Origin of the sequence: Methanocella arvoryzae MRE50 (genome assembly GCF_000063445.1) — an archaeon.
GTDB classification, from domain to species: domain Archaea; phylum Halobacteriota; class Methanocellia; order Methanocellales; family Methanocellaceae; genus Methanocella_A; species Methanocella_A arvoryzae.
Genome location: NC_009464.1, coordinates 783442 through 806670 on the forward strand (window position 1 = coordinate 783442; position 23229 = coordinate 806670).

The 23229-nt window shown below is 54.7% G+C and carries 26 protein-coding genes and 1 pseudogene; 13 read left to right on the forward strand and 14 right to left on the reverse strand.

The genetic code is table 11. The annotated features are described in order from the left end of the window. Window positions 1-105 precede the first annotated feature (105 nt). Window positions 106-786: a hypothetical protein gene (locus tag RCI_RS04030; protein ID WP_158308867.1), complete on the reverse strand. Its 681-nt coding sequence runs from the start codon at window positions 784-786 to the stop codon at window positions 106-108. 178 nt (window positions 787-964) lie between these two features. Here RCI_RS04030 and RCI_RS04035 point away from each other — a divergent pair, with 178 nt between their 5' ends. Both RCI_RS04035 and mtnP read left to right on the forward strand, forming a co-directional pair. Then, window positions 965-1753 (forward strand): class I SAM-dependent methyltransferase, encoded by a 789-nt coding sequence (locus tag RCI_RS04035; protein ID WP_012035119.1) that lies wholly within the window; start codon window positions 965-967, stop codon window positions 1751-1753. Window positions 1754-2108: 355 nt separating this feature from the next. Beyond that, a complete protein-coding gene (gene mtnP / locus RCI_RS04040) occupies window positions 2109-2885 on the forward strand; it encodes an S-methyl-5'-thioadenosine phosphorylase (RefSeq protein ID WP_012035120.1) in 777 nt (258 codons plus the stop codon). A 502-nt stretch (window positions 2886-3387) separates the two neighbouring features. Here mtnP and RCI_RS04045 read toward each other — a convergent pair. From RCI_RS04045 to psmB, 3 genes are all read right to left on the reverse strand, one after another. Then, window positions 3388-3840: a pyridoxamine 5'-phosphate oxidase family protein gene (locus tag RCI_RS04045; protein ID WP_048198006.1), complete on the reverse strand. Its 453-nt coding sequence runs from the start codon at window positions 3838-3840 to the stop codon at window positions 3388-3390. 100 nt (window positions 3841-3940) lie between these two features. Further along, a complete protein-coding gene (locus tag RCI_RS04050; RefSeq protein ID WP_012035123.1) occupies window positions 3941-5851 on the reverse strand; it encodes a beta-CASP ribonuclease aCPSF1 in 1911 nt (636 codons plus the stop codon). A 42-nt stretch (window positions 5852-5893) separates the two neighbouring features. Further along, on the reverse strand, window positions 5894-6517 hold the full coding sequence (gene psmB, locus RCI_RS04055) for an archaeal proteasome endopeptidase complex subunit beta (RefSeq protein ID WP_048198008.1): 624 nt from the start codon (window positions 6515-6517) through the stop codon (window positions 5894-5896). A 371-nt stretch (window positions 6518-6888) separates the two neighbouring features. Here psmB and gnd point away from each other — a divergent pair, with 371 nt between their 5' ends. Both gnd and RCI_RS04065 read left to right on the forward strand, forming a co-directional pair. Beyond that, window positions 6889-7821, forward strand: coding sequence for a phosphogluconate dehydrogenase (NAD(+)-dependent, decarboxylating) (gene gnd / locus RCI_RS04060; protein ID WP_012035125.1), 933 nt, complete (start codon window positions 6889-6891; stop codon window positions 7819-7821). Between the two features lie 117 nt (window positions 7822-7938). After that, on the forward strand, window positions 7939-9135 hold the full coding sequence (locus RCI_RS04065) for an AI-2E family transporter (RefSeq protein WP_012035126.1): 1197 nt from the start codon (window positions 7939-7941) through the stop codon (window positions 9133-9135). Here the strand turns inward: RCI_RS04065 and RCI_RS04070 are convergent. The 4 genes from RCI_RS04070 to RCI_RS04085 all read right to left on the reverse strand — a co-directional run bounded on the left by RCI_RS04070 (window position 9132) and on the right by RCI_RS04085 (window position 12587). Beyond that, window positions 9132-9761, reverse strand: coding sequence for a metallophosphoesterase (locus tag RCI_RS04070; RefSeq protein ID WP_012035127.1), 630 nt, complete (start codon window positions 9759-9761; stop codon window positions 9132-9134). The genes RCI_RS04065 and RCI_RS04070 overlap by 4 nt on opposite strands. A gap of 64 nt (window positions 9762-9825) precedes the next feature. Beyond that, complete coding sequence (locus tag RCI_RS04075) at window positions 9826-10575, reverse strand: RNA methyltransferase (protein WP_012035128.1); 750 nt, start codon at window positions 10573-10575, stop codon at window positions 9826-9828. Next, window positions 10572-11057 (reverse strand): cyclic pyranopterin monophosphate synthase MoaC, encoded by a 486-nt coding sequence (moaC, locus tag RCI_RS04080; RefSeq protein ID WP_012035129.1) that lies wholly within the window; start codon window positions 11055-11057, stop codon window positions 10572-10574. The genes RCI_RS04075 and moaC overlap by 4 nt, the downstream gene beginning before the upstream one ends. An 87-nt stretch (window positions 11058-11144) precedes the next feature. Then, on the reverse strand, window positions 11145-12587 hold the full coding sequence (locus tag RCI_RS04085; protein WP_012035130.1) for a bifunctional ADP-dependent NAD(P)H-hydrate dehydratase/NAD(P)H-hydrate epimerase: 1443 nt from the start codon (window positions 12585-12587) through the stop codon (window positions 11145-11147). A gap of 206 nt (window positions 12588-12793) precedes the next feature. On the opposite strand from RCI_RS04085, the gene RCI_RS04090 reads away from it, so the two are divergent. After that, window positions 12794-14275, forward strand: a complete 1482-nt coding sequence (locus tag RCI_RS04090; RefSeq protein ID WP_012035131.1) for a DUF1254 domain-containing protein — start codon at window positions 12794-12796, stop codon at window positions 14273-14275. A gap of 114 nt (window positions 14276-14389) precedes the next feature. Continuing rightward, complete coding sequence (locus tag RCI_RS04095; protein WP_012035132.1) at window positions 14390-15217, forward strand: DUF2785 domain-containing protein; 828 nt, start codon at window positions 14390-14392, stop codon at window positions 15215-15217. 88 nt (window positions 15218-15305) lie between these two features. On the opposite strand, the gene RCI_RS04100 is transcribed toward RCI_RS04095, so the two are convergent. From RCI_RS04100 to RCI_RS04125, 6 genes are all read right to left on the reverse strand, one after another. Continuing rightward, window positions 15306-15887 (reverse strand): HemK2/MTQ2 family protein methyltransferase, encoded by a 582-nt coding sequence (locus RCI_RS04100; protein ID WP_012035133.1) that lies wholly within the window; start codon window positions 15885-15887, stop codon window positions 15306-15308. Further along, window positions 15884-16666, reverse strand: coding sequence for a 16S rRNA (adenine(1518)-N(6)/adenine(1519)-N(6))-dimethyltransferase RsmA (gene rsmA / locus RCI_RS04105; protein WP_012035134.1), 783 nt, complete (start codon window positions 16664-16666; stop codon window positions 15884-15886). Before rsmA ends, RCI_RS04100 begins: the two co-directional genes overlap by 4 nt. Before the next feature lie 104 nt (window positions 16667-16770). Then, complete coding sequence (locus RCI_RS04110) at window positions 16771-17343, reverse strand: DUF655 domain-containing protein (RefSeq protein WP_012035135.1); 573 nt, start codon at window positions 17341-17343, stop codon at window positions 16771-16773. 68 nt (window positions 17344-17411) lie between these two features. Next, window positions 17412-17762, reverse strand: a complete 351-nt coding sequence (locus RCI_RS04115; RefSeq protein WP_012035136.1) for an RNA polymerase Rpb4 family protein — start codon at window positions 17760-17762, stop codon at window positions 17412-17414. A gap of 15 nt (window positions 17763-17777) precedes the next feature. Further along, window positions 17778-18077: a 50S ribosomal protein L21e gene (locus RCI_RS04120; protein ID WP_012035137.1), complete on the reverse strand. Its 300-nt coding sequence runs from the start codon at window positions 18075-18077 to the stop codon at window positions 17778-17780. After that, window positions 18050-19372 (reverse strand): tRNA pseudouridine(54/55) synthase Pus10, encoded by a 1323-nt coding sequence (locus RCI_RS04125; RefSeq protein ID WP_012035138.1) that lies wholly within the window; start codon window positions 19370-19372, stop codon window positions 18050-18052. Before RCI_RS04125 ends, RCI_RS04120 begins: the two co-directional genes overlap by 28 nt. A gap of 113 nt (window positions 19373-19485) precedes the next feature. On the opposite strand from RCI_RS04125, the gene RCI_RS04130 reads away from it, so the two are divergent. The 7 genes and pseudogenes from RCI_RS04130 (at window position 19486) to hgcB (ending at window position 23200) form a co-directional block, all read left to right on the forward strand. Continuing rightward, on the forward strand, window positions 19486-19722 hold the full coding sequence (locus tag RCI_RS04130) for an AbrB/MazE/SpoVT family DNA-binding domain-containing protein (RefSeq protein WP_012035139.1): 237 nt from the start codon (window positions 19486-19488) through the stop codon (window positions 19720-19722). A 4-nt stretch (window positions 19723-19726) separates the two neighbouring features. Next, a complete protein-coding gene (locus RCI_RS04135) occupies window positions 19727-20116 on the forward strand; it encodes a type II toxin-antitoxin system VapC family toxin (RefSeq protein WP_012035140.1) in 390 nt (129 codons plus the stop codon). 60 nt (window positions 20117-20176) lie between these two features. Further along, window positions 20177-21163 (forward strand): transposase, encoded by a 987-nt coding sequence (locus tag RCI_RS04140; protein ID WP_012035141.1) that lies wholly within the window; start codon window positions 20177-20179, stop codon window positions 21161-21163. A gap of 100 nt (window positions 21164-21263) precedes the next feature. After that, window positions 21264-21449, forward strand: a pseudogene (locus tag RCI_RS17455) (nitroreductase family protein); the annotation flags it as partial. Between the two features lie 90 nt (window positions 21450-21539). Continuing rightward, on the forward strand, window positions 21540-21833 hold the full coding sequence (gene hgcC / locus RCI_RS04145; protein WP_081477276.1) for an HgcAB-associated protein HgcC: 294 nt from the start codon (window positions 21540-21542) through the stop codon (window positions 21831-21833). A 12-nt stretch (window positions 21834-21845) separates the two neighbouring features. After that, window positions 21846-22844, forward strand: coding sequence for a mercury methylation corrinoid protein HgcA (hgcA, locus tag RCI_RS04150; protein ID WP_012035144.1), 999 nt, complete (start codon window positions 21846-21848; stop codon window positions 22842-22844). Beyond that, window positions 22844-23200 carry a mercury methylation ferredoxin HgcB gene (hgcB, locus tag RCI_RS04155; RefSeq protein WP_012035145.1) on the forward strand — a complete coding sequence of 119 codons (357 nt, stop codon included), beginning with the start codon at window positions 22844-22846 and terminating at the stop codon, window positions 23198-23200. Before hgcA ends, hgcB begins: the two co-directional genes overlap by 1 nt. The last annotated feature ends 29 nt before the right edge of the window (window positions 23201-23229 follow it).

The following is a 23229-nucleotide window of genomic DNA, read 5'->3' on the forward strand; positions in this document are numbered from 1 at the left end:
GGCGTGCCTGGCGGTATTTTCGACCTATACAAGGCCAACTTCTAATTTTTCATAGCCTTTACCTGAAAATCCATTTTTTATTAGGCGAGTGGTTACGTATGTCGCTCAGAGCCCGGAAAGCTGAGTTGCTACCAGAATGATGATCCCCACAAGATCGACAATACCAAGAATCGTTAACAGCTTTTTATAGTTGTCTAAGCTGGTATACCTATGGTACTCCTCGACGATAAAAGTCTTACTCAAATGCTCCCGGTTAAACTTGCCCAGGGAAACTATGACGAGCGAGAGCAGGTAGATGTTGATGCCCGTCCCTCCGACTAAGACCCATGCCCAGAAATCCGGCAGCATCAGGCCCTTTGCGGCCGGGTATATTGTCACGCATGCGGCCAGGAGGACTGTGAGTATCACCGACGCCTGTTCAAGCGATTTTGCGAGGAGGTCCATGAGCAGCTGCCGTATCTCGCCCGGTGCCAGGTCCTCTCGAAGCTTTCCGTTGAACCGGTACTGGTATTCACCGGGCATCGAGGGGAGGTAGATGAAGAAGAGCGCGAACAGGCCCACCGTCAGTACTGATACAACCAGTGCGTCCACGCTGAGGACGTTACCAGTATAATACTGGACGAGCTGATAGTAGCCCAGCAAAAGGACTAGGCATACCGCGGGATAGATGAGGAGACCTATACGCCGCTTTTGAAAAGCGTACTTCCAGAAAGCCGCAAAATCTTCGACGGAAAACCGGTTGTATTGTTGAAGGCTTTCATCTCTCACCAGAGATTTTTGGGGCACCGGAGTCATGGGTCTTCACGCAAGCTTAAACGGCAATTGTACGTGTATAAGTATATACCCATCGTTGAGTTTGAGTGGAACAATGAAATGGCACTACTGAGGTTCAGTAGTCGTAGCCGCTTTTAAAAGCCACATTGTATATAAAATGCCGTGAATAATAATATCCGGGGTAAAAGGCGTGGGCGACAGCGAAAAAAACTTTTCTTACCTGGATATGCTTGCCTCCACAGGCTATGCCAGGCACATCGGCGGCAAAGCCGCCACAGATATACTGATCGAAAAGGCGAAGATTAACCCGGACATGAAAGTGCTTGACGTGGGCTGCGGCATCGGCAAAACCTCGTGCAGGCTGGCCGGAGATCACGGTTGCGCTGTCACAGGCATAGACATCATGCCGGCCATGGTGGAAAAATCCTCGGCGCTGGCGAAAAAGCTGCGGCTGGACGGGAAGGCAAAGTTCCTCCAGGGTGATGCGAGAGAGCTGCCTTTTGAGGATAACAGCTTTGATGCTGTGTTCGTGGAATCGGTCACGATTTTCGTCGAGGACGTGGCGAAAGCCATATCAGAGTACCGCAGGGTAGTCAAGCCCGGCGGCATCGTCTGCGACAACGAAGTCTGCATCACCAGAGCCTCCAACGAAAAGCTGAAAGACGATATAAAGGACCTCGAAGAGATCTTTAACGCATTTTCCTCGAAGACCAGCCAGGGGTATATGACCTATGAGGACTGGAAGGAGACCTTTAAGAAGCATTTCCCGACAGTCGAGGCCTCTCACTATGTGGCCGACCCGCAGGTCGAGCTGGAAGCGAAGAAGGCCGATGGAATGGGTACCTTCCTGATCTCGACGCTCAAGACTATGTGGCTCTATGCCACCAACCCGGAAGCCAAGAGAATTATCGACACTACGCAGAAGATGTACAAGTATGTCGGGCACTTCGGGTACGGGCTTTTCGTGTGCCGGAAATAAGCTATCACGATGCGTCGTTCGCATGGCTCACCACAGAGACCCACAAGGTACGATTCACCACAGAGGCACAGAGACGCACAGAGATTTACATTATAATCGGAAAGCGTGCCCATATCTTTCTTTTAGCTTATGGATCAGCTTATGTGTGTCAGGCTTATAGAGTTGGCATTACCGAAAAAGTTCAGCATCCGCTATCCTCAAAATAGGAAATTGCTCTGTGCGTCTCTGTGTTTCTCTGTGCCTCTGTGGTAAGCCGTTTCTCTGTGCATCTCTGTGGTGAGATAGAATCGCTGTGCTGAGTGGTAGACTCCGGCCTGCGGAAGCCTTTTATGGATATGCCGGAATATATCAGGCTATGCCCCGTACGGCGATCATTGGCGGCAGCGGGTTCTATTGTGTGCCCGGCTGTAATCTGAAAGAGAAGAAGGTAGTCAGGACTAAGTATGGAGACGCCACGCTATTCTTTTACGAGAACGAGAAGGGCGCCGAATTCGTCTTTTTGCCCCGGCACGGAGAGGGCCACACCTGCGCTCCGCACAGGATCAACTACCGGGCTAACGTCATAGCGCTGAAAGAGGCAGGCATCGAGCGCATCATCGGCATCTCCAGCGTGGGCAGCCTGCGGGAAGCGATCCGGCCGGGCGATTTCGTCCTGCTCGACCAGTTTTTGGATTTCACTAAAGCCCGTCCCATCACGTTCTTCGACGAGGACGGCTGTGTCGTCCACACCGACATGACCGAGCCGTACTGCCATGATCTGCGCCAGTGCATCCTATCCGCGCCCAGGGGAGACATCCGGCTGCACGATAAAGGCACTTACGTCTGCACCGAGGGGCCGAGGTTCGAGACGGCTGCCGAGATCAGGATGTACGCCACGCTCGGCGGCGACGTGGTGGGCATGACCGGAGTGCCCGAAGTAGTCCTGGCCAGAGAGCTGGGCATGTGCTATGCCGGCATATCAGTAGCCACCAACTATGCGGCAGGCATTTCGAAGGTCGTCACCCACGAGGAAGTCCTCGAAGCCATGAAAAAGATCGAAACCGTCCTCGCCAGCTACGTCGTCGGCTGCATCACCACAGTGCCCGAAGTCAGGAAGTGCACCTGTAAAGATGCGCCGGGCAAAATGAATTAGATCAGGCGTTCTAACCATGGCGGCACTGACCCTTATCCTGACAACTGGAAAACAAATGTTTCTAACCACGGCGGCACGGCGACACGGCGATAACCGTACCTGAATAGCAAGTCTCCTTTTTTATTGATCCACAGCGGCACGGCGGACTGACTGCACGGAGACAATCCGTCTATTGTTAATATACTGGATAAACCAGGAATCACTATAGAAAGTGGTTTACCGGTCACGAGATCATAAGGAGATACTGAAACACCTTGACAGTAAGCCGTTATTGATTAATGGGCTGTCTCCGTGTCGCCGTGGATCTAAAAAAGAGTTCAGTATTATCTGTACGCCATTGTCTCAGTGTCGCTGTGCCGCCGTGGTTCTATTTACCATCTGGTTGTTGTAGATCGCAATTGTCTCAGTGTCGCTGTGCCGCCGTGGTTAGAAAAATAGGCCTTAGAGTACTGGTGCAATGCTGTCTCCATGCCGCAGTTGTTCCTACAATATTTCAACTTTATTAGGGGTGCCCGTTAGCCGGCGACTTGATCCCGGTCATGTCTCCGATATCTATTTTGAAAATCGCGATTCTGGCGGAGTTGCCAGGGGACTTGCCATGGGGTATGACTCCGCCTGATCTGGCCGCTTTTTCGGCCAGCATCTGCATGGCTTTGCGGCGCTCGTCGGGGCTGGAAACCTCGGTGATCCTGCCCCGGATGATGATGCTCTGGAAGTCCGTGACGGTGCTGTTGTACCGGTCGACTTCGAAGCAGACGTGGGGGTTACTTCTGGCCAGCCTGGCTTTTCTGCCTGCGGCAGGAGTGTGTATGTAGATTACGCCGCCCAGGTATGCGAAGTCGGTCGGAACGATATAGGGCTGAGGATCGTCGTTCAGCCCGACTCTTCCGACGCGCTCTTCAGCCAGCAGCTGCTCCATCTCAGCTCTGGTCATCTCAGGAAGAATAGTCATCATAGAGGTCACTTGCATAAGCGCCAGTCCATGATCACGTTACGTGGAAGGGTATAAGAAAGTATCTAAAAGAAAAGAAGCCGAGGGGCTGGCCCCCTCGAAATTATATCAGTCGAATTGTCTCCAGGTTCATCGGAGACTTGGTTTCCAGCTTGTACTTCTTGTAGATAGAGCTGGCGAGGTCGAGGCACTTGTTCTCGTCACCGTGGTTGGTAATGATCCTCTCGGGCCTCGGGTCCATGCGTTTCACGTACTCCATCAGCTGGCGGCGGTCGGAGTGACCGGAGAAACCGTCAACGGTGGTAACCTGGAGGTTGATCTTCATGATCTCGGTCTTGCCTCCGACGGACATCGGGAGCTCGTTCCAGCCTTTCTGGATCCTGCGGCCGAGAGTACCTTCAGCCTGATAGCCGACGAAGATCAGCGTGTTCCGCCTGTCGTGGCCGTAGGTCTTCAGGTATTCCATGACCGGCCCGCCGTTCATCATGCCCGATGTTGCGAGCACGATACATGGGGACGGGTCTGCGAGGATCTTCTCCCTCTTCTGCGGGGAGTCGACCTGCACGAAAGAGGGTGACAGGAACGGGTTCTGGCCCTTGTGGAAGATCATGTCCTGCAGCTCCACGTTCAAATATTCTGGATACGTGGTGTGGATGGCGGTCGCTTCCCAGATCATGCCGTCGAGGTACACCGGCACATTGTCGATGATGCCGCGGCGGATGGCCTCTTCGAGCACGATCATGACTTCCTGGCTTCTGCCTACCGCGAAGGTCGGGATCAGGACTTTGCCGCCTCTGGCGAGGGTCTGCTTGATGACCTGCTGGATCTCGATTTCGGCTTCCCTGCGGGCGGGCTGCATGTCGTGCATGCCGCCATAGGTAGATTCCATGATGACAGTTTCTACCCGGGGGAAGTTATTGACCGCTGCGTCGAACAGCTTGCTCTTCTCATACTTGAAGTCGCCGGTAAATGCTACGTTGTACAGGCCTTCGCCGATGTGGAAGTGGGCGATGGCGGAGCCGAGGATGTGGCCGGAGTTGTAGAAGGTCAGCCTCACGTCGGGGGCGATGTCTGTGACGTCGCCGTAGTTCAGCGTGATCGTCCGCTTCAGGGCTTCCCTGATCAACGCGGAGTCGTATGGCGGCCTCTTGCCCTCACGGTTCGCCACTTCGATGTAGTCGAGCTGCAGCAGAGCTGACAGGTCTCTGGTCGGCGGCGTCGCATAAATGGGACCCTCATAGCCGTATTTGAACAGCAGCGGCACGATGCCGCAGTGATCAAGGTGGGCGTGGGTGATGACAACTGCGTCAATGCTGGAGAGCGGGCTCACTTCGGGCACGTACAGGTACGGGGTACCGTTGCTCTCTGCGCCAGTGTTGACACCACAGTCGATGAGAATCCGGGTCTCGGGCGTGCTCAGCAGGAAAGAGCTTCTTCCCACTTCTTTGCAGCCGCCCAGAGTGGTGACACGAATCCACTGGTCTTTGGTAGAGACAGGCCTGTGGATCTTCCTGCCGATGGTTTTCAGGATCTGCTTGCGGTCGTCTTTTACAGTACGCAGGTACTGCCTGATGTCTTTGACAGTCTTGGACTCGATGGGCGGCGTGCGCACGACTTTAGGAGTCCAGCCGATGTGCTTGGTGATCTCCCTCAGGGTAGAGCCATGCCTGCCTATGACAAGGCCGGGCTTTTCGGCTTCGATGATGACTTCCCCGGTATCGGGGTCAAAATAAAAGTCGCTCAGGCCGGATTCAGCCGGCACAATCTGCTTAATCTTATCGATGGCCTGCTCTGCATCCAGCAGCATTTTCGGATCGGGCCTGACCACGATCCGCTTGCGGAGGTCTTTTGCCAGCGATCGGATGATGTCACCGTTATCGGCAAAAGCCCTGGGCTCGGTCGTGTAGATAACAAGCTCAGGCCCCTCGAACTCGAGGCCGGAGATAGTGATGCCCTTAGGGAGCTTATCGGCTATCTTCGCCCTGAGTTCATTTAAAACATCGTCTATGGTCATCGTTTTTTCACCTATGACATAATAAAAAAGAGAGTAAGCAAATCAAGCGTTGATGACCTGCTTGCTTACCTCCCTCTCGAAGATTTCGAATTTTTCGGCAGTAATCACGCAGAACTGCATGCCGTTGCCCGAGGCAGAGTCTCTCTTCATCGCGGACTCCAGGGCCCTGGCTGCGAGCTCGACGCCCTCCTCGACGCTCATGCCGGGCTTGTACCGGTCTTCCAGTACGCCGTAAGCGATGGGCGAGCCCGAGCCGGTAGAGACGAACTTCTCCTCCTCAATCCGGCCTCCGAGCGGGTCCAGAGAGTATATTTTCGGGCCGGCCTTGTCTAAGCCGCCGATTAGTACCTGGACATAGTAGGGCGCATAGCGCATCTCTGCGAGGATGTTAGAGAGGAGCATAGATAGCGCGTTGATCGACATGCTGCCGTGGCGCCTCAGCTCGAACAACTTAGCCTCGACCTGCAGAATGCGTGCCAGCCTCTGGCCGTCACCCACCGAGCCTGCAATAGTCATAGCTGCGTTATCAGTAATGCGATAGATCTTCTGAGCATCCCTGCTCGCGATGAAGTTACCCATGGTAGCCCTGCGCTCAGTAGCGAGGACCACGCCTTGGTCGCATATTATTCCGATGGTAGTAGTGCCTTTGTACTGTTTGTCTTCCATCAAAACTCCCCTTAAGAATGGACACAAAATTAGTCACATATTAATATTTTATTTGTATATATAACCCTTTCCCCGTTAAGCTGGCGCAGTTGGTTTTTGAAACTTACCTTGAGGCTACGCAGTGATAACAGAGAAAAGACTGCTTTGCTTGATATGTAAAATACATCTTAGATTTATAAACCTTGCGCTTTAGTGAGCCCGGTGTAGAGTCGATCGCATAGATTTAGCGCGGAGTAGTATCTGCGTACTCTGTATTGCACACGATGGTCGAATTATTAGTCGAGGATGCCCGCGTAAGTCGGCTTGAGAGCCCCGCTGTCAGTAACATTAACAGTTTTCACCGCACCCGCCAGATAGCAGATGGTGATAATTTGCAGCTCGGGATAATAGGACTGGGAAGAATGGGCGGCAGCCTTGCCCTGCAAGCCGTCGAGAAAGGAGTGGAGGTGGTGGCACATTCGAAGCACAGCCATCCGGACTTCGCCACGCGAGGCATTCATATAGCCGATACGTATGAGGAGTTTGCCAGACTCCTGAGAACCCCCCGGATCATCTACCTGTCGTTGCCCGCCGGCCAGATCATTGATCAAGTCATAGAAAGCCTGATCCCCCACCTGGAGCGAGGGGACGTGCTGATGGATGGAGGTAACTCGTTCTTCAGGGATTCCGTGGCCAGAGAAGAGGCCCTCCGGAAAAAGGGCTTCAGGTTGCTCGACTGCGGTACCAGCGGCGGAGTGGACGGAGCCCGGACAGGGGCGTGTTTCATGGTCGGCGGCAGCCGTGAAGGGTTTGAGCTCGCGGAGCCGGTCCTGAAGAAACTGGCCGTCGATGGAGGTGTGCTCTACACAGGCAGCCCGGGTTCGGGGCATTATGCCAAGCTGGTGCATAACGGCATTGAGTTCGGTATGAATCATGCGATTGGCGAAGGCGTAGAACTGCTCAGGCACGGCGAATACCAGTTCGACCTGGAGAAGGTGTTCGAGAACTGGTCCCACGGCTCGGTCATCAGGGGCTGGCTGGTAGAGCTGATGGCAAAGGGGCTTCGAGAACAGAACTTTGACAGCATACCCACCTATGTGGAGGATACGGGTGAGGTCAACTGGCTTGTCCAGTACGCCATCGAGAGGGAGATTGCAGTGCCGATCATCTCCGCTTCGGTCATGAGCCTGTTCGCCTCCAGGGGCAGCGGACAGGATAGTAACAGAGCAGTCGCCCTGCTACGGCATGGGTATGGCCACCACCCGCTCGGGAAAGACGAGGCGATAGCCAGGGAGCGGCACACCAGCAGGCTGAGTAAAATGTGAAGGTCAAAGCCCGCTAAGGAGGCGTTCAGCAGCATCTTGCGCTTTTAGTACTTTCACGAAGGCATCGCGTAATACTGGCTCATAGAATTAAGCAGATGAACCCAAACATTTAATTATATGCAGAGCCTTCTGACAAAGCTCTACGAGGCCAAATGGGCCTTGCTGGGAATGGCGATAGTCATTTTTATCGTGTGGATTAGCCTGCCTTACGTTACCCCGATCGTCTTTGCCATGTTTATGTACTACATCACCCGGCCGGTAAAAAGGCGGCTTCAGAAGTACATTAAAAACGAGGCGGTAGTAGCGCTGGGATGTCTCCTGCTGCTGACGCTGCCGCTGCTTGCCATCATCCTGTACCTGATCCTGTTCGCCGTCGGCCAGCTGAATACGTTCCTGGCTCAGGTGAATATACCTTTGCTGCCCCCGGGACAATTGTCCAACCTGAGCACGTCGATATCTGCGATACAGCAGTCTTTCACGAATGGCAGTTTTAAATACGAGAGCCTGGGCAATGTCCTGCAGGACTGGTACGATCGGCTGAGCGCCTATTCCAGCTCGCTCTTCAGCCTCAAGGATCTGCTGTACGCCACTGGCATGACCCTTGTAGACGTCGCTTTTAAGACCATACTGATGTTACTGCTGGCTTTCTTTCTCCTGCTCTACGACGACCGACTGGCCCGGTGGTTCAAGTCCTCGTTCCCGGGGCTGATGAAGGAGCACGACGGGCTCTTTGTACGCTACGTCAAAGCAGTTGACGACGATTTCGAGAAGGTCTTCTTCGGGAACATCCTGAGCATCATATTCTTCGCCATCATTGCGACGGTGGTGTACAGCGCCCTCAACTTTTTCGCCCCGGACCCTGCTTTCCTCATTCCATTCCCTGTGCTGCTGGGCATCTTCAGCGGCATCGCGGCCCTGTTGCCAGTGCTCGGCGGCTGGATGGTAGACATACCGATCTTGATATATGCCCTGGCGCAATCGCTCATGAACGGGTCGTTCTCGAGGTACTGGTGGTACCTGATCGTGATGGCGATAGCCATCTTCGTCTTGGTCGAAAACCTGCCTACTTATCTACTGAGGCCATTCGTCTCCCACGGCAAAGTAGATGTGGGGCTGCTAATGCTGGCCTACATTATCGGCCCCGTGATCTTCGGAGTTCCAGGCCTGTTCCTCGGGGCGATGGCGCTGGTGATCATCACCCACTATTTCAAAATTGTAGTGCCGGGCCTCAACGCCGAGAAAAAGGAAAACGGCGGCAGAACCGGCGCCGGAAGACGCCGGGTGCCTCCGAAGAGAAGACGGCGCCAGCCTTAGATCAGGTCGGCCTTCGCGTGCCCGCTGTCGTCGATCTCCAGGATAGCGGCGTTGCCGATCGAGGCCGGCCCCGGGTTGACGATGACGGTCTTGCCAAGGTGAGAGATGCCCCTCGACTCGTGGATATGCCCGCATACGATCGCCGTAAACTTAGGCGCCAGTTCCGCCACCGACGTGCTTCCCACATGGATACCTCCCGGGATCTCGTCCACGTGCCCTTTGGGAGGCGCGTGAGACAGGAGCACGACGGGGCCCGTCACGCCGTGCAGAAGCCGCTCCAGCTCGGCCTTTATGTGCTCCTCCGAAAACTCGATCGGGGTGTTGAACGGCGTAGGATTAGATCCTCCGATGCCGATGAAGGTGACGTTGCCCAGGCGTATCTTATTCTCGTGGAGGTTGGCATCCTCCTCCCGTAGCAGGTCGATAATATCCTTCTGGTCACAGTTGCCCGGTACAGCCAGCACCGGCCTCGGCAGTTTCTCCAGCAAAGCCTTCGCCTGCTCAGTCGGGCCGAACTGGGTAAAGTCGCCCGCCATCAGCGTTCCGTCAACCTTACCTGCCCTTTCCAGGATATCCGGCAGCCGGTCGAACGTGTTGTGAAAATCAGTCACCGCAAGCAGTCTCATGCTAGATAATCTCCGTTTGGAGAGAAAAAGATGACGATAAAAAGGCGCCGGGAAAGCGTTTTTGTTAATTGTTCTCCACCCATGAGGTGTCCTGCCCGGCTTCGGCTCTGGCCAGCGCGAGCTGGATGTCGCGGATCAGGCCCATGAGGGTGAAGTATTCCCGGGGGCTGATCATCGCCCGGCCGATGATGCGGCGGATCATTAACGAGGTTTTGTCTTTTTTATAATCTGCGTAGTTGATGCTATCCAGCAGCTGCTCGACGTGCTGGTAGAGGATCTCCTGCATCTCGCTGTCCGCGAGCAGGAAATCGTTGCCTTTGATATCGGCGAGCTCGTAGAGCACGACAGCGACGGCGTGGGAAAGGTTCATCACAGGGTAGTCGTCCGACGTCGGGATGCTGAGCACTACTCCGCACTTCTCCAGGATTTCGTTGGGAAGGCCGTGGTTTTCTTTGCCGAATAATAGGGCGACAGTGCCTTGCTTGTCTTCCAGCAGTGTCTTCAGCTCCCGGGGGCTGAAGCACGGCATTCGAATGTGCTCGCGGGTGGAACTCCCGGGCTTCCCGGTGGTGCCGACGATGACGCTCACGCCATCAAGTGCCTCTTCGACAGTGTCGACGATGGCGGCGCTGGCAAGCAGGTCCTGAGCGTGAGAAGCCATCGCCTTCGCGGAATTGCCCAGTTCGCACGGGCGGACCAGCACGAGGTCGTCGAATCCGAAGTTTTTCATAGCCCTGCAGACAGATCCCACGTTGCCCTCGAAGGCTGGCTCGACAAGCACGACCCTGACGTGCATCGAAGTCTCTACGCTCATGGTTTGCCAGGAGTCTCCTTGATCTTATGGACAACTTTAATGTCGGTGATGCGGGTTTCCGGGTAATTGCCGGTAGAGTCCTTTTCTGCGGACTTGACCATGTCCCAGATAGTCAGCAGCGCCACGCTGACACCAGTCAGCGCCTCCATCTCCACCCCGGTCTTCCCTGTCGAGCGGACTTCGACTACTGCAGTGATGGTTTCTTCTCCGACCTCGAAGTCGATGTCGATGCCGCTCACAGGAATCTGGTGGCAGAGCGGGATCAAGTCCCAGGTGCGCTTCACAGCCATAACTCCCGCTACCCGGGCGGTAGCCAGCACATTGCCCTTCTTGACGTTGCCTGCCTTGATCAGGGCCATCGTATCTTTAGTCAGGCGAATGGTGCCCTGTGCTTTTGCTATCCGGAGGACGTCTGCCTTGGCGCCCACGTCAACCATCTTTACCTTATCCCCATCCACGTGGGTGAAATCCTTAGCTGGCATTGCTCTGGCTCCCGAACTTAATAATTCCAGTATCACGAATCACTATAGTTGCAACAGTTAATTTAGATTTCCCGTAGTTTATAACACTTAGCCCTGCTGCTGCCTGAACTCTTTCATCACGTACGGAATACAGTGGACGACATCCGTCGCCAGCAGTCCGTAGCCTTTTTCCCTGAAAGCCATCTCCCCGGCCGCTCCGCTGATAAAGGCAGCAGCGGTTGCGGCCTCGAAAGCAGGGTTCACGCTATACAGGGCTCCGGTGATGCCTGCAAGTACGTCGCCGGTGCCCCCGACCGTCATCCCGGGGCTGCCGGTGCTGTTGAGCTTCACCCGCTGGCCATCGGTGATCACGTCAGTCCGGCCTTTGAGCAGGGTGACCAGGTTCTTCGATCGAGAGAACTCTCTGGCTTCTTCCTGGCCGTCGCCTGCGACATCTATGCCGCTGATCCGCCTGAACTCACCGCGGTGAGGGGTTACTATGCCTTTGAGCGGCATCTCGGGCTGAAGAGCGTCGGCATCCAGGACCACCCTGTCGCACAGCTTCATGATTTCCCCCAGCGCTCTAAGCGTTTCAGGATCGTGCCCCGCACCCATACCCATAACAATGACGTCGTGCCGGCTGATCTGCTCCGTCAAAAGATCAACGTCTGCACCGGTAATTTTGTTGCGATCCGAGAGCGGATAAGTGATCAGGTTGGGAGAGTACGATGCGATAATGTCTGCTGCCCGGCGGGGAGATGCGACTGTGACAATGTCCGCCCCGGTGCGCAAAGCAGCCATGGCAGTCAGCGCAGGGGCTCCGATATAAGGGCCGCCCCCGATTACGAGCACCCGGCCGCTCTGGCCTTTATGCTCGAAGTCCCCCCGGGATTTTATTAACAGCAGATCACCCGGGCCCGCGTGAGTCATCGCCTTTTCAGGTATGCCGATATCGACCACTTCTGTGTTATAACGCTCCAGCCCCTTTTTCATGGCGTGGAAAGTAACCACCAGATCGGGCTTGACGCAAAGCGGACACTGCCCGGTACGGGCATCGAAGCCGCTGGGGGTATCGACAGAGACTTTGATGGCCGGGCTGTTGTTGATCAGGTTGATGGCCCGTGCTGCCAGGCCTCTGGCGACGCCGTAGCTGCCCGTGCCCAGGATAGCGTCGATAATGATTTCGCAGGCCTCGAAAGATTCCCGTGTCAGCATCTCTGGCGCCTCGATCTCCATGACGTCGACTTTGGCCATCCGCAGCTTGAACAGGTTCTCTACTGCCGGGCCTTTCTTCACGTCTGACGCTCTGCCCAGCAGGATGACGGAGACGTGGCACCCCGACATGGCCAGGTAGCGGGCTGCGACGAACCCGTCTCCGCCGTTATTGCCCTTGCCGCATACCACCAGTACCCGCTTGCAGCCGTATAGAGCCCGTAAAACTTCGGCGACCTTTCTTCCCGCGTTCTCCATAAGAGTGCCATAGCTGACACCATAGTAGTCCGCGTTCGCCTCGAGCGCCCGCATCTCTTCGGCAGTGACGTATTCAACCATCGGAAGCCATCCTCGCGTACAGAGTTATTTTGCACTCGATCAAATAATAGTTGCCGGCACCTGCAGCAGGAATCTAGAGAAAAAGGGCGTTCTTTAGGCAAGATATGGTGTATCCGGTGCCCGGGAGACGGCACGACAGAGCGTCAGATAATTCTGAAATAAATATATAATTATAATCACCTTATATTCACAGGGATGGATTGGCCATGAGAAAAGTCGATAGCGGAGAGCCTCGCCCTTCAGGCCTGGCGTGGGCGACAAGAATTGCCTGTATGTTGCTAGTACTTATGATGGTGCTGCCGTACCCGATGGCGGCGACAGTCACGGCGACCAACGGAGACATGACTACGTTTACCGGACCTGTCGACCCCGCCAGGTCGCTGGAAAACCAGTCGTACGAGATCGGGCTGCAGGCTTACGTCTACGGGATCGCGCCGGTTATCATGCAGCGGACCGAGGAAGTGTTTACGACGACTCCAGGCCCGGGCCATGCCCCGGTGAACCAGTTCGGGCACATCCCCAGGCTGGCCACCCCCGAGGATACTGACGTAGTCACTCCGAATGCGGATACCCTGTACTCCACCGCCTGGCTGGAGCTGGGTAAAGAGCCGGTCATCCTTCATGTCCCGGATACTGGCGATCGGTATTATGTCATGCAGTTGCTCGACGCCTACACAAATAATTTCGCCAGCGTGGGCCGGCGGACCACCGGCACAGGCGAAGGCAGCTTCGCCATCGTCGGCCCGGGCTGGAACGGCAGCCTGCCGGGAAACATGACGGTGATCGAGTCCCCGACTAACACGGTCTGGATCATCGGCAGAATACTGGTAAACGGCTACGACGACCTGCCGAATGCCGCGGCCCTCCAGAGCCAGTTTACGCTGACGCCGCTGAGCCGGCTCGGAAACCAGACAGCGCCGGCCCAGAACCTGACTCTGGCAGACTACAAACAGTATAAGCCTTCCCCTAACGTGCAGGAGAGGCTGAAATTCTTCGAGGAACTCCGGGTCGCAATGCTGAACAACCCGCCCCCGGCAGGCGAGGAGAAACTGATGGCCAGCTTCAGCCGGATAGGCCTGATGCAACCTCAGTCCCCGTACGGTACAGGGCTGAACAAGGAGATAGGCGACGGGCTGGCACGGGCGATCGTCGATGGCGAGCGGATCGTCCAGGAAGCATGGGCAAACCAGCGTGGCGGAGAAGGCACCACCTGGCTGATGAACACAAAGACGGGCAGCTACGGCAGCGATTACCTGACAAGGGCCGCAATAGCAGTAGGCGGCCTCGGGGCAAACGTCCCCGAAGAAGCAGTGTATGCCATAGCAATGACCAGCAACGAGGGGGCGCCGCTAAACGGAGCCGACAGGTACGTCATCCGCTTTGGCAGCGGCAACCTCCCGCCCGTCGACGCTTTCTGGTCCCTCACGGCGTATAACTCGACCACTTACATGCTGGTGCCCAACCCATATTACCGGTACTCGATAGGAGACAGGACCCCCGGTTTAAAGTATAATCCGGACGGGTCGCTGGAGATATACATACAGCACGACGTCCCGGAAGGAAAAGAATCCAACTGGCTGCCGACGCCAGAAGGCGACTTCTACCTGATCCTGCGAATGTACCAGCCCCGACCGCAAGTGCTGGATGGGACGTACCAGATTCCGCCTGTCAGGAGACAGACCGGTTAGCAGTCATATATTAGCAAGTTAATCATAAATACAGTGCAGCTCTCCAATGGACGAAACGGTGAAGCGGCTCCGTAATAATTAACATCTTGACTGCAGTATGACATGTGGAAGAAGATGACCACAACTGTGCAGACACTGAAGGAGCGGCTCTCGAGCATTCGGGGTAATCCAGGACAGAGTATGGTGGACACCAGCCTTGTCTCTGAGATGCTGGCCAGCATAGGCTCGACAGATCCGGTGTTGCGAGACGATCTCATCTACGAGACGTTCGCCGGCTGGATAGAAACTGATCAATTTTCTCCGGGAGAGCTGAAACGCCTGCTGAATGTCTGCCTGGACGACTCGCACGCCTTTTACAGGATCGGAGAAGAAGGGACAGACTCGGTTTTCACCAGGACGTTCTCGCTGCTGGTTGTGGCGCTGATCCTCGACGCCCACAGGAGGAACAGCTTCCTCACCCCGGAAGACGTCCGTGAGGTCAAGGCCAAAATGGTCAGGTATATGGCGGAGGAAAAAGACGTCAGAGGCTACGTCGGGGAAAAAGGCTGGGCTCACTCCACAGCGCATGCCGCAGACGTCCTGGGGGAGCTGGCGAAGTGCGGGGAGTTAGAGGATAAGCAGGATTTGCTGGACATCCTGCACGTGATCAGCGAAAAAGTGATCATCGGCAATTACATCTACATCCACAAGGAAGACGAAAGACTGGCCAGGGCAGTGGTAGGCATCTTCGGGAGAGGAATCCTGGACGATAGGGAGATCGCCGGGTGGCTGGAGAGGTTCGGAGATATCCAGAAGAGCGGCTCCCACCCCGGGGACGACTACCTCCGGAATAACGTGAAGATGTTTTTAAGAAGCCTGTACTTCCGGCTGTCACCCGATGGCAGCGAGGGACAAATAAGGCCCCTGATAGAGAGCGTTCTGCAAAAGCTGAGCAAATTTTAATGGCAAAAGAAAAATGGATGGGGTATGCTTCCCCGTGCCTACTTTTTAGTGCTCATGTAGTAATAAGCGACTGCAACGGTGATGATGATCAGGATAGCCGGACGCATTTGAACACGACCAGCACTTCAAAAGGCACCTTTTCCCTCGCAACGGTCTCCACAGAAAAGCCGTGCTGCCGGTACAGTTCGGCCACGGCGTCGATGTCGGTCAGGGATGAGAACACAGTCAAAACCCGGCCTCCGATCGGCAGTATCCGTTTGACCCCGGCCAGGAACTGCCTGATGACATCCCTGCCGTCCGGGCCGCCGTCGAACGCCCGGTTGAGCCAGGTATCGAGCTTTTCGTCCTCTGATGTCGGAAGATAGGGGGGATTGAAGATGATGACGTCGAACTGGCCGCAGATGCCGCTGAACAGGTCGGTCCTCACGACTTCGACCCCGTTGAGGCGGGCGTTCTGGCAGGCGATCGGATTGATGTCCGTGGCTATGACGCGGGTAACATCTTTCACGAAAAACGAGACGACGCCTGAGCCCGTACCCACTTCGAGCACCTTCTCGCCCGCCCGGATATCCTTGAGCGCCGCTTCGACAAGCAGGAACGAGTCGTCCCCGGGATCGTAGACGCCTTCCAGCAGCTCGAACTCTTTATCCCGGTAAATCCGAACGGTCATGCCACCAGCCTCGCCACTTCATTGGCCAGGAGTGCGAACTCCTCTGGAGACACCTGTTCTGCCCGCCTGTCAAGCACGTCTGCAGGCAGCGCCGAAATGACTGACTGCGGGTCTTTCAGGCCCATCATGTGAGCCCCGTTAAGCAGCGCCTTTTTCAGCTTCTTCCGCCTGCCGGCGAACGCCGCGGTGACCAGTTTCATAAACAGCTCCTCATCTGCGACAGTATAGCCGGCAGGCCTCGGGGTCAGTTTAACTACAGTCGACTCGACCTCGGGCTGCGGGTTAAACGCCCGCCGGGAGACGTTGAAGAGCAGCTTCACATCGGCGAAATGCTGCACCGTGACAGACAGCCTGGAATAGTCTTCCTCTCCCACTTTAGCGGCCATCCTCTGCGCGAACTCCCGCTGGTACATGAGGATGGCAAACTTAAAAGGGTAACTCAGGAGTTTGAAGGTGACGTCTGAAGATATAGAGTAGGGCAGGTTAGCCACCACTTTGTCGAACCGGGGGAACTCGACTTTCAGGGCATTGCCATGGATGACGGTAACATTAGAGCCCTGAAAGTCGGCCTCGAGCGCTTCTGCAAAGCGCCGGTCCATCTCGATTGTATAGACGTGACGGGCTTTCTGCGCCAGCAGCCGGGTCAGATTGCCGGGGCCGGCGCCGATCTCGAGCACGACTTCGTCAGAGGAAAGCGCGGCGGCATCCACGATCCTGTGGAGTACCGCCTGATCGATCAAAAAGTGCTGGTCCTTGCGTTTATCGGGGGCGAGATCCATTTTTAGTGCTCCAAAAAATCGGTGAAGCCGGCACGATACGTGCCGGTGGCATGTAACATGCCGGTGGCACTGAACATGCCGGTGAGACAGAAATACTCGTACGCTTACTTAGCGTACATTCTGTATTTTATGGTCTCGTCCTTGATCTCTTCCTCTATGCGGCGGGCGATGAGCTTGTCAGGATGATGCAAGCCTTTGATCCTCTCTTCTATATCCTTGAAGCTCTTGAATTTCCCTTTCTTACGCTCGTCGATCACTGCCCACATCATCTTCTTCCCGATGCCCGGGAGAAGCTCCAGCATGTGCAGCCGGGTGGTGATCGGCTGGGCGATGTTGAAGAATTCCACGTACTTGGCCTCGTTCTCTTTCACGATCTTCTCGATCATGAAAGGCAGCTCAAGCTTGGCACCGTTGGATAGCTCTTCGTACTTCAGCCGCTTCTCGACCCGCTTAACCACGTCTCGATCGCCCTTGCCGACGAAGACCCTGCCCCCGATCTCCACCTTAGCACCTTCTTTCATGACCAGCTCAAGCAGGATGAAATACTCCGAGCCGAGGGCCTGGGCCAGCGGCTCCCTCAGGTGGATGGGCCTGGTATCGTCCCCATGGCCCGTGGGCATATAATCCAGAACGTAAGCATATTGCTCTTTGATGTCGATAGCGTGGGTCGTGGTCATCGATAGTTCACCCTGATTGGTTACCAAGTTATAATAGCATATTGACTTAAGATAAAATAAAGTATTGCTTAGATATATTTTGCTACTATATCTAAGATGGCTTTCAGCTCGGCATCGCTCAGTGTGAAACGCTCTTTTGCATAAATAGACCTGAGCTCATCCCGGGTCTGGGGACACAGGCTTGCGATCTTGATCGCGATGTCGAGCTTCATCTTCTCAAGGGTAAGAAGCTCGTTGACCATTTCCCGGGAAGCCTTGCCGTCAGTCTTGGAGAACGTGTTGGCGTGCTCCACAGCCCGCTTCTGTTCGTAGCGGAGCTCTACGCCGGCCTGTTCACGCTCATCCCTGATCTGGTTGAGCATGTCCCGGACTTCCGGGAGGGTGAGTAACTCTTCGCTTATTACCTTCTTGATGATCATTACGATCCCTGCTGTTTACGCGCTGTTCTTCTGCGGCTTCAGGTGCTGTGACCGGGCAATAACGGTCTTCTTCTTGCCACCGTCGCTGATGCCGACGAACCATGCGCGGCCTGCCTGGCCGAGAATCTCGCCGGTAAGTCCCTGGAACCTGCGGTAGGGCATGCCCTTGTGGACGCTCGGGTCGATGTCGATGTGGACCTTCTGTCCGACTTCAAACTCCTGCACAGCCTTGCTGACCGGGGAGAGGCCTCTTGCCCTGAGATCCTTGTTGAACTTGTGCCTCGTCTTTAATCTCTCGCCATGTGATCTTGCCATGATATTCCTCCTTCAACCTTTGTGACATCGAGTTCCTGAACTTTGACCGGTATGCCGAGCAACGCCGACAGCGATGGCCGGGTTCTGCCGTTATCACCGGAAACAAGCTCTTTCACATATAGCCCGCCTTCACAGCGGACAGTGATCACGAAGTACTTTTCCTCCGCGTTCAGCTCTACGAGGTCGATACCGTAAACGTGCCTTATTCGTTCGAGATCGGCACGTCGATGTGCGACTCGCTCAGGCGTCCGTTGAAGTATCTCCGAGTTAGATAGAGCAGCTATCGAAGATTTAAGTGTTTCTATTGAAATATCCTCATTGTATATAACTTTAAGCCTGTATACTTTGTTGACCTTGAGCGACTTGACCTCTTCGACCGCATTCTTGCCCACGTATACGAGGTCAGACACTTTTACCTTAGGCTCTGCATAGGCATTGATCTGCTCCTTCAGTGCTGCCAGGTCTACGTGCCTCACGTGGGGGTCCATAACCTCCATGACGAATGGCCTGCCATCGCCCACCATGATGGCGTCGATATCCTCCCTGCCAGCGCCGTGCAGCACGCCGTCATGGGCCTTGAACGCCTCGATGACCTTGTGGCTGATCAGCTCTTCCACAGAGTTGGTATACATCTTGCCCGTGTTCTTGCACCGTTCGCAGCCCTTTCCGCCACACTCCCGGCAGGGCCACCGGGTCTGAGGAATATCCCGGACGTACTTGTTGTACCGGCCGTAAATGAACAAGGACTGGACCTGAAGCTTCACCGTCTCGTCCGCGAGGTGGAGGGTGAAAAGCACGTCGGGGCGCTTGAAGTCGACCTGCTTGCCAGTCATCTGGGAGACCAGCTTGCCGACTTCCCTGTTCAGCTCGGACTTCAGCGGCTCGGCGTTAGTTATGCCGCACTCTGCCCAGAGCACTTCCTCTTTCTCGGACATGATAGGTGGCACCTTTGTGCCTACCAGTAACGTGTCGTACTCATAGCCCTGAGCGGCTTCGACGCACCTGTCCGCGTACTCTGTGAGCCTTTCGGGACGCTGGAACAGGCCTCTGCATAGCCAGCATTCCTCTTCTTCCCCGCCCACGAGCTTTCTCGCCTGCGGCAGCGTGGGCGCAAGCTCTTTCTGTAGTTCCATATCGCCGTTTGCGGCCGCTTCCATCGATAAGGTCAGCTTGATAGCGTTGCCCCTCTGGGCGTTGGTCAGCCCGGTCGAAAGCTTGCCGAACTGCCGCCCCATGCAGGCATCGCAGATCGGGCCTTCCTTGAGGATGAGTTTTGCTGTATCCAGAATTGTCATGTTGCTGGATTTCATGATGTGCTTGCACATTTTAAACCTTTCCCGATACAACTTAAATGATCCAGCAATAACATTTAATGTATGATGTATCATTTAAAATATTGTGATCATAAATGGAATCGGTATCGAGTAAAGTATCGAGTCAAAACCAGATAACTCTGCCAGGCGATGTCCGAAAGAAGCTTGGGGTAAAGCCAGGCGATAAAGTAGTCTTCATCGAAGAAGATGACAGGATCGTCATCAAGAGCCTGAAAGACCTCGTCTACGAGATGGTGGAGGGGTTCAAGGACCTCGACAAAACTGACAAAGAATTCAGGAAAGGCTTCGACAGAATGTTCAGGGAAGGATAAACTGATGGATGTCTGCCTCGATACAAATGTCTTCAGCAGTGGCCCGGAGTTCCTGCTCTGGATGGAAGAGAAAAATGTAAAAGGCTATCTCCCCGCCCATGCGTTCATGGAGCTTTCGTACTATCAGATGAGGAGAACGGACGGATCTGTGGCGAATTTTATCAGTACGTTAGCAGGGCTGGATATCGAGATCGTACCCTTTGATAGGTCGCTCGCCTTGATAGCGGCCAATAATGCGCTCATAAAGTACGACCTGTCGGCCCACGCCGTAGACTACGCCATCGGCGCTTATGCATACAAGCGTAAAATTCCATTGATCACCAATAATAAGAAACACTTCACGTGGGTCGATGAAGTCTATACCCCGGAAGAGTTCATGAATAAGCATGTCTGAATAAGAGACTTTTGCATAAATCGGTAAAAAGTATATGGGCATCTTAGCCGTATCGGTTTTATGCTCAGTAAAAACGATTGTACGGGCTGGCAGATGCCCGTTTCTTGCTTCGACTGCCAATGCAAAATACTTTCTGACACGTACCTTGAGATGATAGAAGCGGTTGACTGGCAGCGTTTCAGCTTCGTTGAGAAGAATAATAAGCGTGGCAGGCCATCGATTTACAGTAAAATCGCTTTACTCAAAGCCCTCGTCTACATGGAGTTGGCCGGTATTCCGAGCGTTAGTAAATTGGTAAGAATACTGGCCGGTGATTTATATAAATTAGAGATCCTTGGCTTTAATCAATTGCCGAGCGAAAGCACGTTCAGCAGGTTCAAAGAAAGCATTGAGATTGACAGGATCATGCGGATTCTGAGGAGCATGATACGGGACAAAGACCCGGATTTCATGTGCATGGTCGGAGTGGACAGCACGAGCCTTCCGGCGTTTAACAAGACAGATCCGGACGCTGCGTGGGGCTACGATCATATCGCCGACGAAATGTATTACGGGTACAAAATACACCTGCTGTACGATCTTCCCACGTTAGCGCCCATCTGCAGTGTAGTGACTCCAGCCAATATTCATGACACCACACAGGTCTTGCCGCTACTAGAGAAAATGGGCTCGCACAGCCTATTGATGAACGGGCTGTTTGCTGATATTGCCTACGATTCCAGAGAGCATATCGAACGTCTTTACCCGTTGGGCATACCTATGATTAACAGGACTAACCGTAGAAACACTAAGAAAGAGCTTCCCAGGTACCGGATACAGGAGTTCATCCCCTTCCACGATATCACCCTGAACAAATTATATAAAAACCGGATGCATTGCGAGTACACCAACTACCTTTTAAAAGAACACCTCACCCTAACACGAGTAAAAACTACCAGAATCCTTCGAGTTACTATAAAGACCGGACTCACACTGATAGCACGACAAATCCAAGTACTCTACCAGCTAGTTAAAGGAGCAAACCCCCGGACCACAATCATCGGATAAATTATGCAAAAGTCTCATGTCTGAATAATATAGTTCACTATTGCCGCTTCAAGATGAAATAACGAGTATTTTGCAATAAAATTTTTAAGCTGCAGCTTCGCTCGGGCTGGGCAGCTGCTGGATCGGCCTCGCCGCCCCGCTCGGGACGGACAGGAAAACCAGGGAAGAGCTGAAAGTCCCGAAAGGGTACGGGCTGATGGCGACGCTGGTCTTCGGCTACCCTACCAGCGAGGGCAGGAAAGCTCCGGAACGAATGAGAGAAGTTCTGCTGAGCTGGATTGCATAGAACTAGCACAAGAATTATCAACTAAATCAGAATATTCTGAATAATCAGAATACTTATATAGGATACCGCTGTAGAGGTGATTGTGATACGATGGTAAAGAAGTCGAAGAACGCGCCAGAGCCAGGCTGCTGTGATACGCCTGCAAAGCCCCAATTGCAGCCCTGGAAGGTCGAAGCGCTGGTTAGCGTCGACGAACGGGGGCAGATGGTGCTCCCGAAAGATCTGAGAGACCGGGCGGGCATCAAGCCCGGGGACAAGCTGGCCATCGTGAGCTGGGAGAAAGACGGCTCAATCTGCTGCATGTCCTTAGTTAAGGCGGATGCCCTGGCAGGCATGGTCAAGGACATGCTTGGGCCGATGGTGAAGGAACTGGATCCGGAGTAGGAGGGCTTAGACGTGGAAGCATCGCTCGCAAAATCGACGGTAACTGAGATCGACAGTGAAATAACCTGGAAAAATCGATTCGACCACTTCCTTGCACGCTGGTCCTGGAAGCGCAATGAGCACCTGGTAGAGCCCGGCCTGTATGCGCTGGGCAAACCCACGAAAGAGTCGCCAGTCTTCGTGACCGCGAACTATACCTTAAGCTTCGACGCCCTGCGATCCTCGCTGAAAGGTATCGATTGCTATATACTTGTCCTTAATACCTATGGCATCAACGTCTGGTGCGCTGCCGGAAAAGGCACCTTCGGGACAGATGAGCTTGTCAACAGGATAGCATTGACTGGGCTGGCTAACGTCGTGTCCCATAAGAAACTCATCCTGCCTCAGCTTGGCGCTCCGGGCGTCAATGCATTCGAAGTGACTAAGCGAAGCGGGTTCAAGGTGGAATACGGCCCCATCCGGGCTGCCGATATCCCGGAGTACCTGAGAACAGGAAAGGCCACACCGGAGATGCGCAGAGTGAAGTTCCCGGTGGCAGACCGGATCGTGCTGATACCTGTGGAGCTGGTCGCCTCCCTGATCCCGGCGATACTGCTTACGATCGCCGGCTTTCTCACCGGCGGCCTGGTCTCCGCCCTCGCGGCCGTGACAGCAGTGCTTGCAGGCGTAGTGCTCTTCCCGGTGCTGCTCCCGTACCTGCCCACGAAGGACTACAGCACCAAAGGGCTGTTCCTCGGGCTGGTACTGGCACTCCCGTTCGCCGGGTACACATACCTGAGCAACTCCCCTGCGACTGTCTGGACGGTTTTGTGGATGCTGACCTTCCTGCTGATCATGCCGCCCATCACGGCCTACCTGTCCCTGAACTTTACCGGCTCGACGCCGTACCCGTCCAGGACTGGCGTCCGCAAGGAGATCTACAGGTACATACCGGTAATGGCAGTCATGGCTGGCATTGGCACTCTCATTCAGCTGACAGTGGCAGCACTTAATTTCCTGAAGGTGATCTGATGTTCAACTCTTACACAGACAATACGCTGGAGTACTACCCGGACAAGTGCGTCGGCTGTGGCATGTGCTGGAACGTCTGCCCTCACGCCGTCTTCGGGCAGGAAGAGCGCAAGAGCACAAACCTGCTGATGAAGGCGAAGACCGTGGCAAAGCTGGAGCGCAAGGAGGCCTGCATGGAGTGCGGCGCCTGCCAGCTCAACTGTCCCTCGGGCGCCATCAAGGTCCAGAGCGGAGTAGGCTGCGCTGCCGCCATGATTCGTGCGGCGCTCACCGGAGGGCCGGAAGTCTGCGGGGACGGGGGCTGCTGTGGTAGCAGCACCACTGAGCAGTCCTGCGGTTGTGGAGAGAAAAAGTAGGCCCGCGCTGGCCCTCTTTACTTTATTCT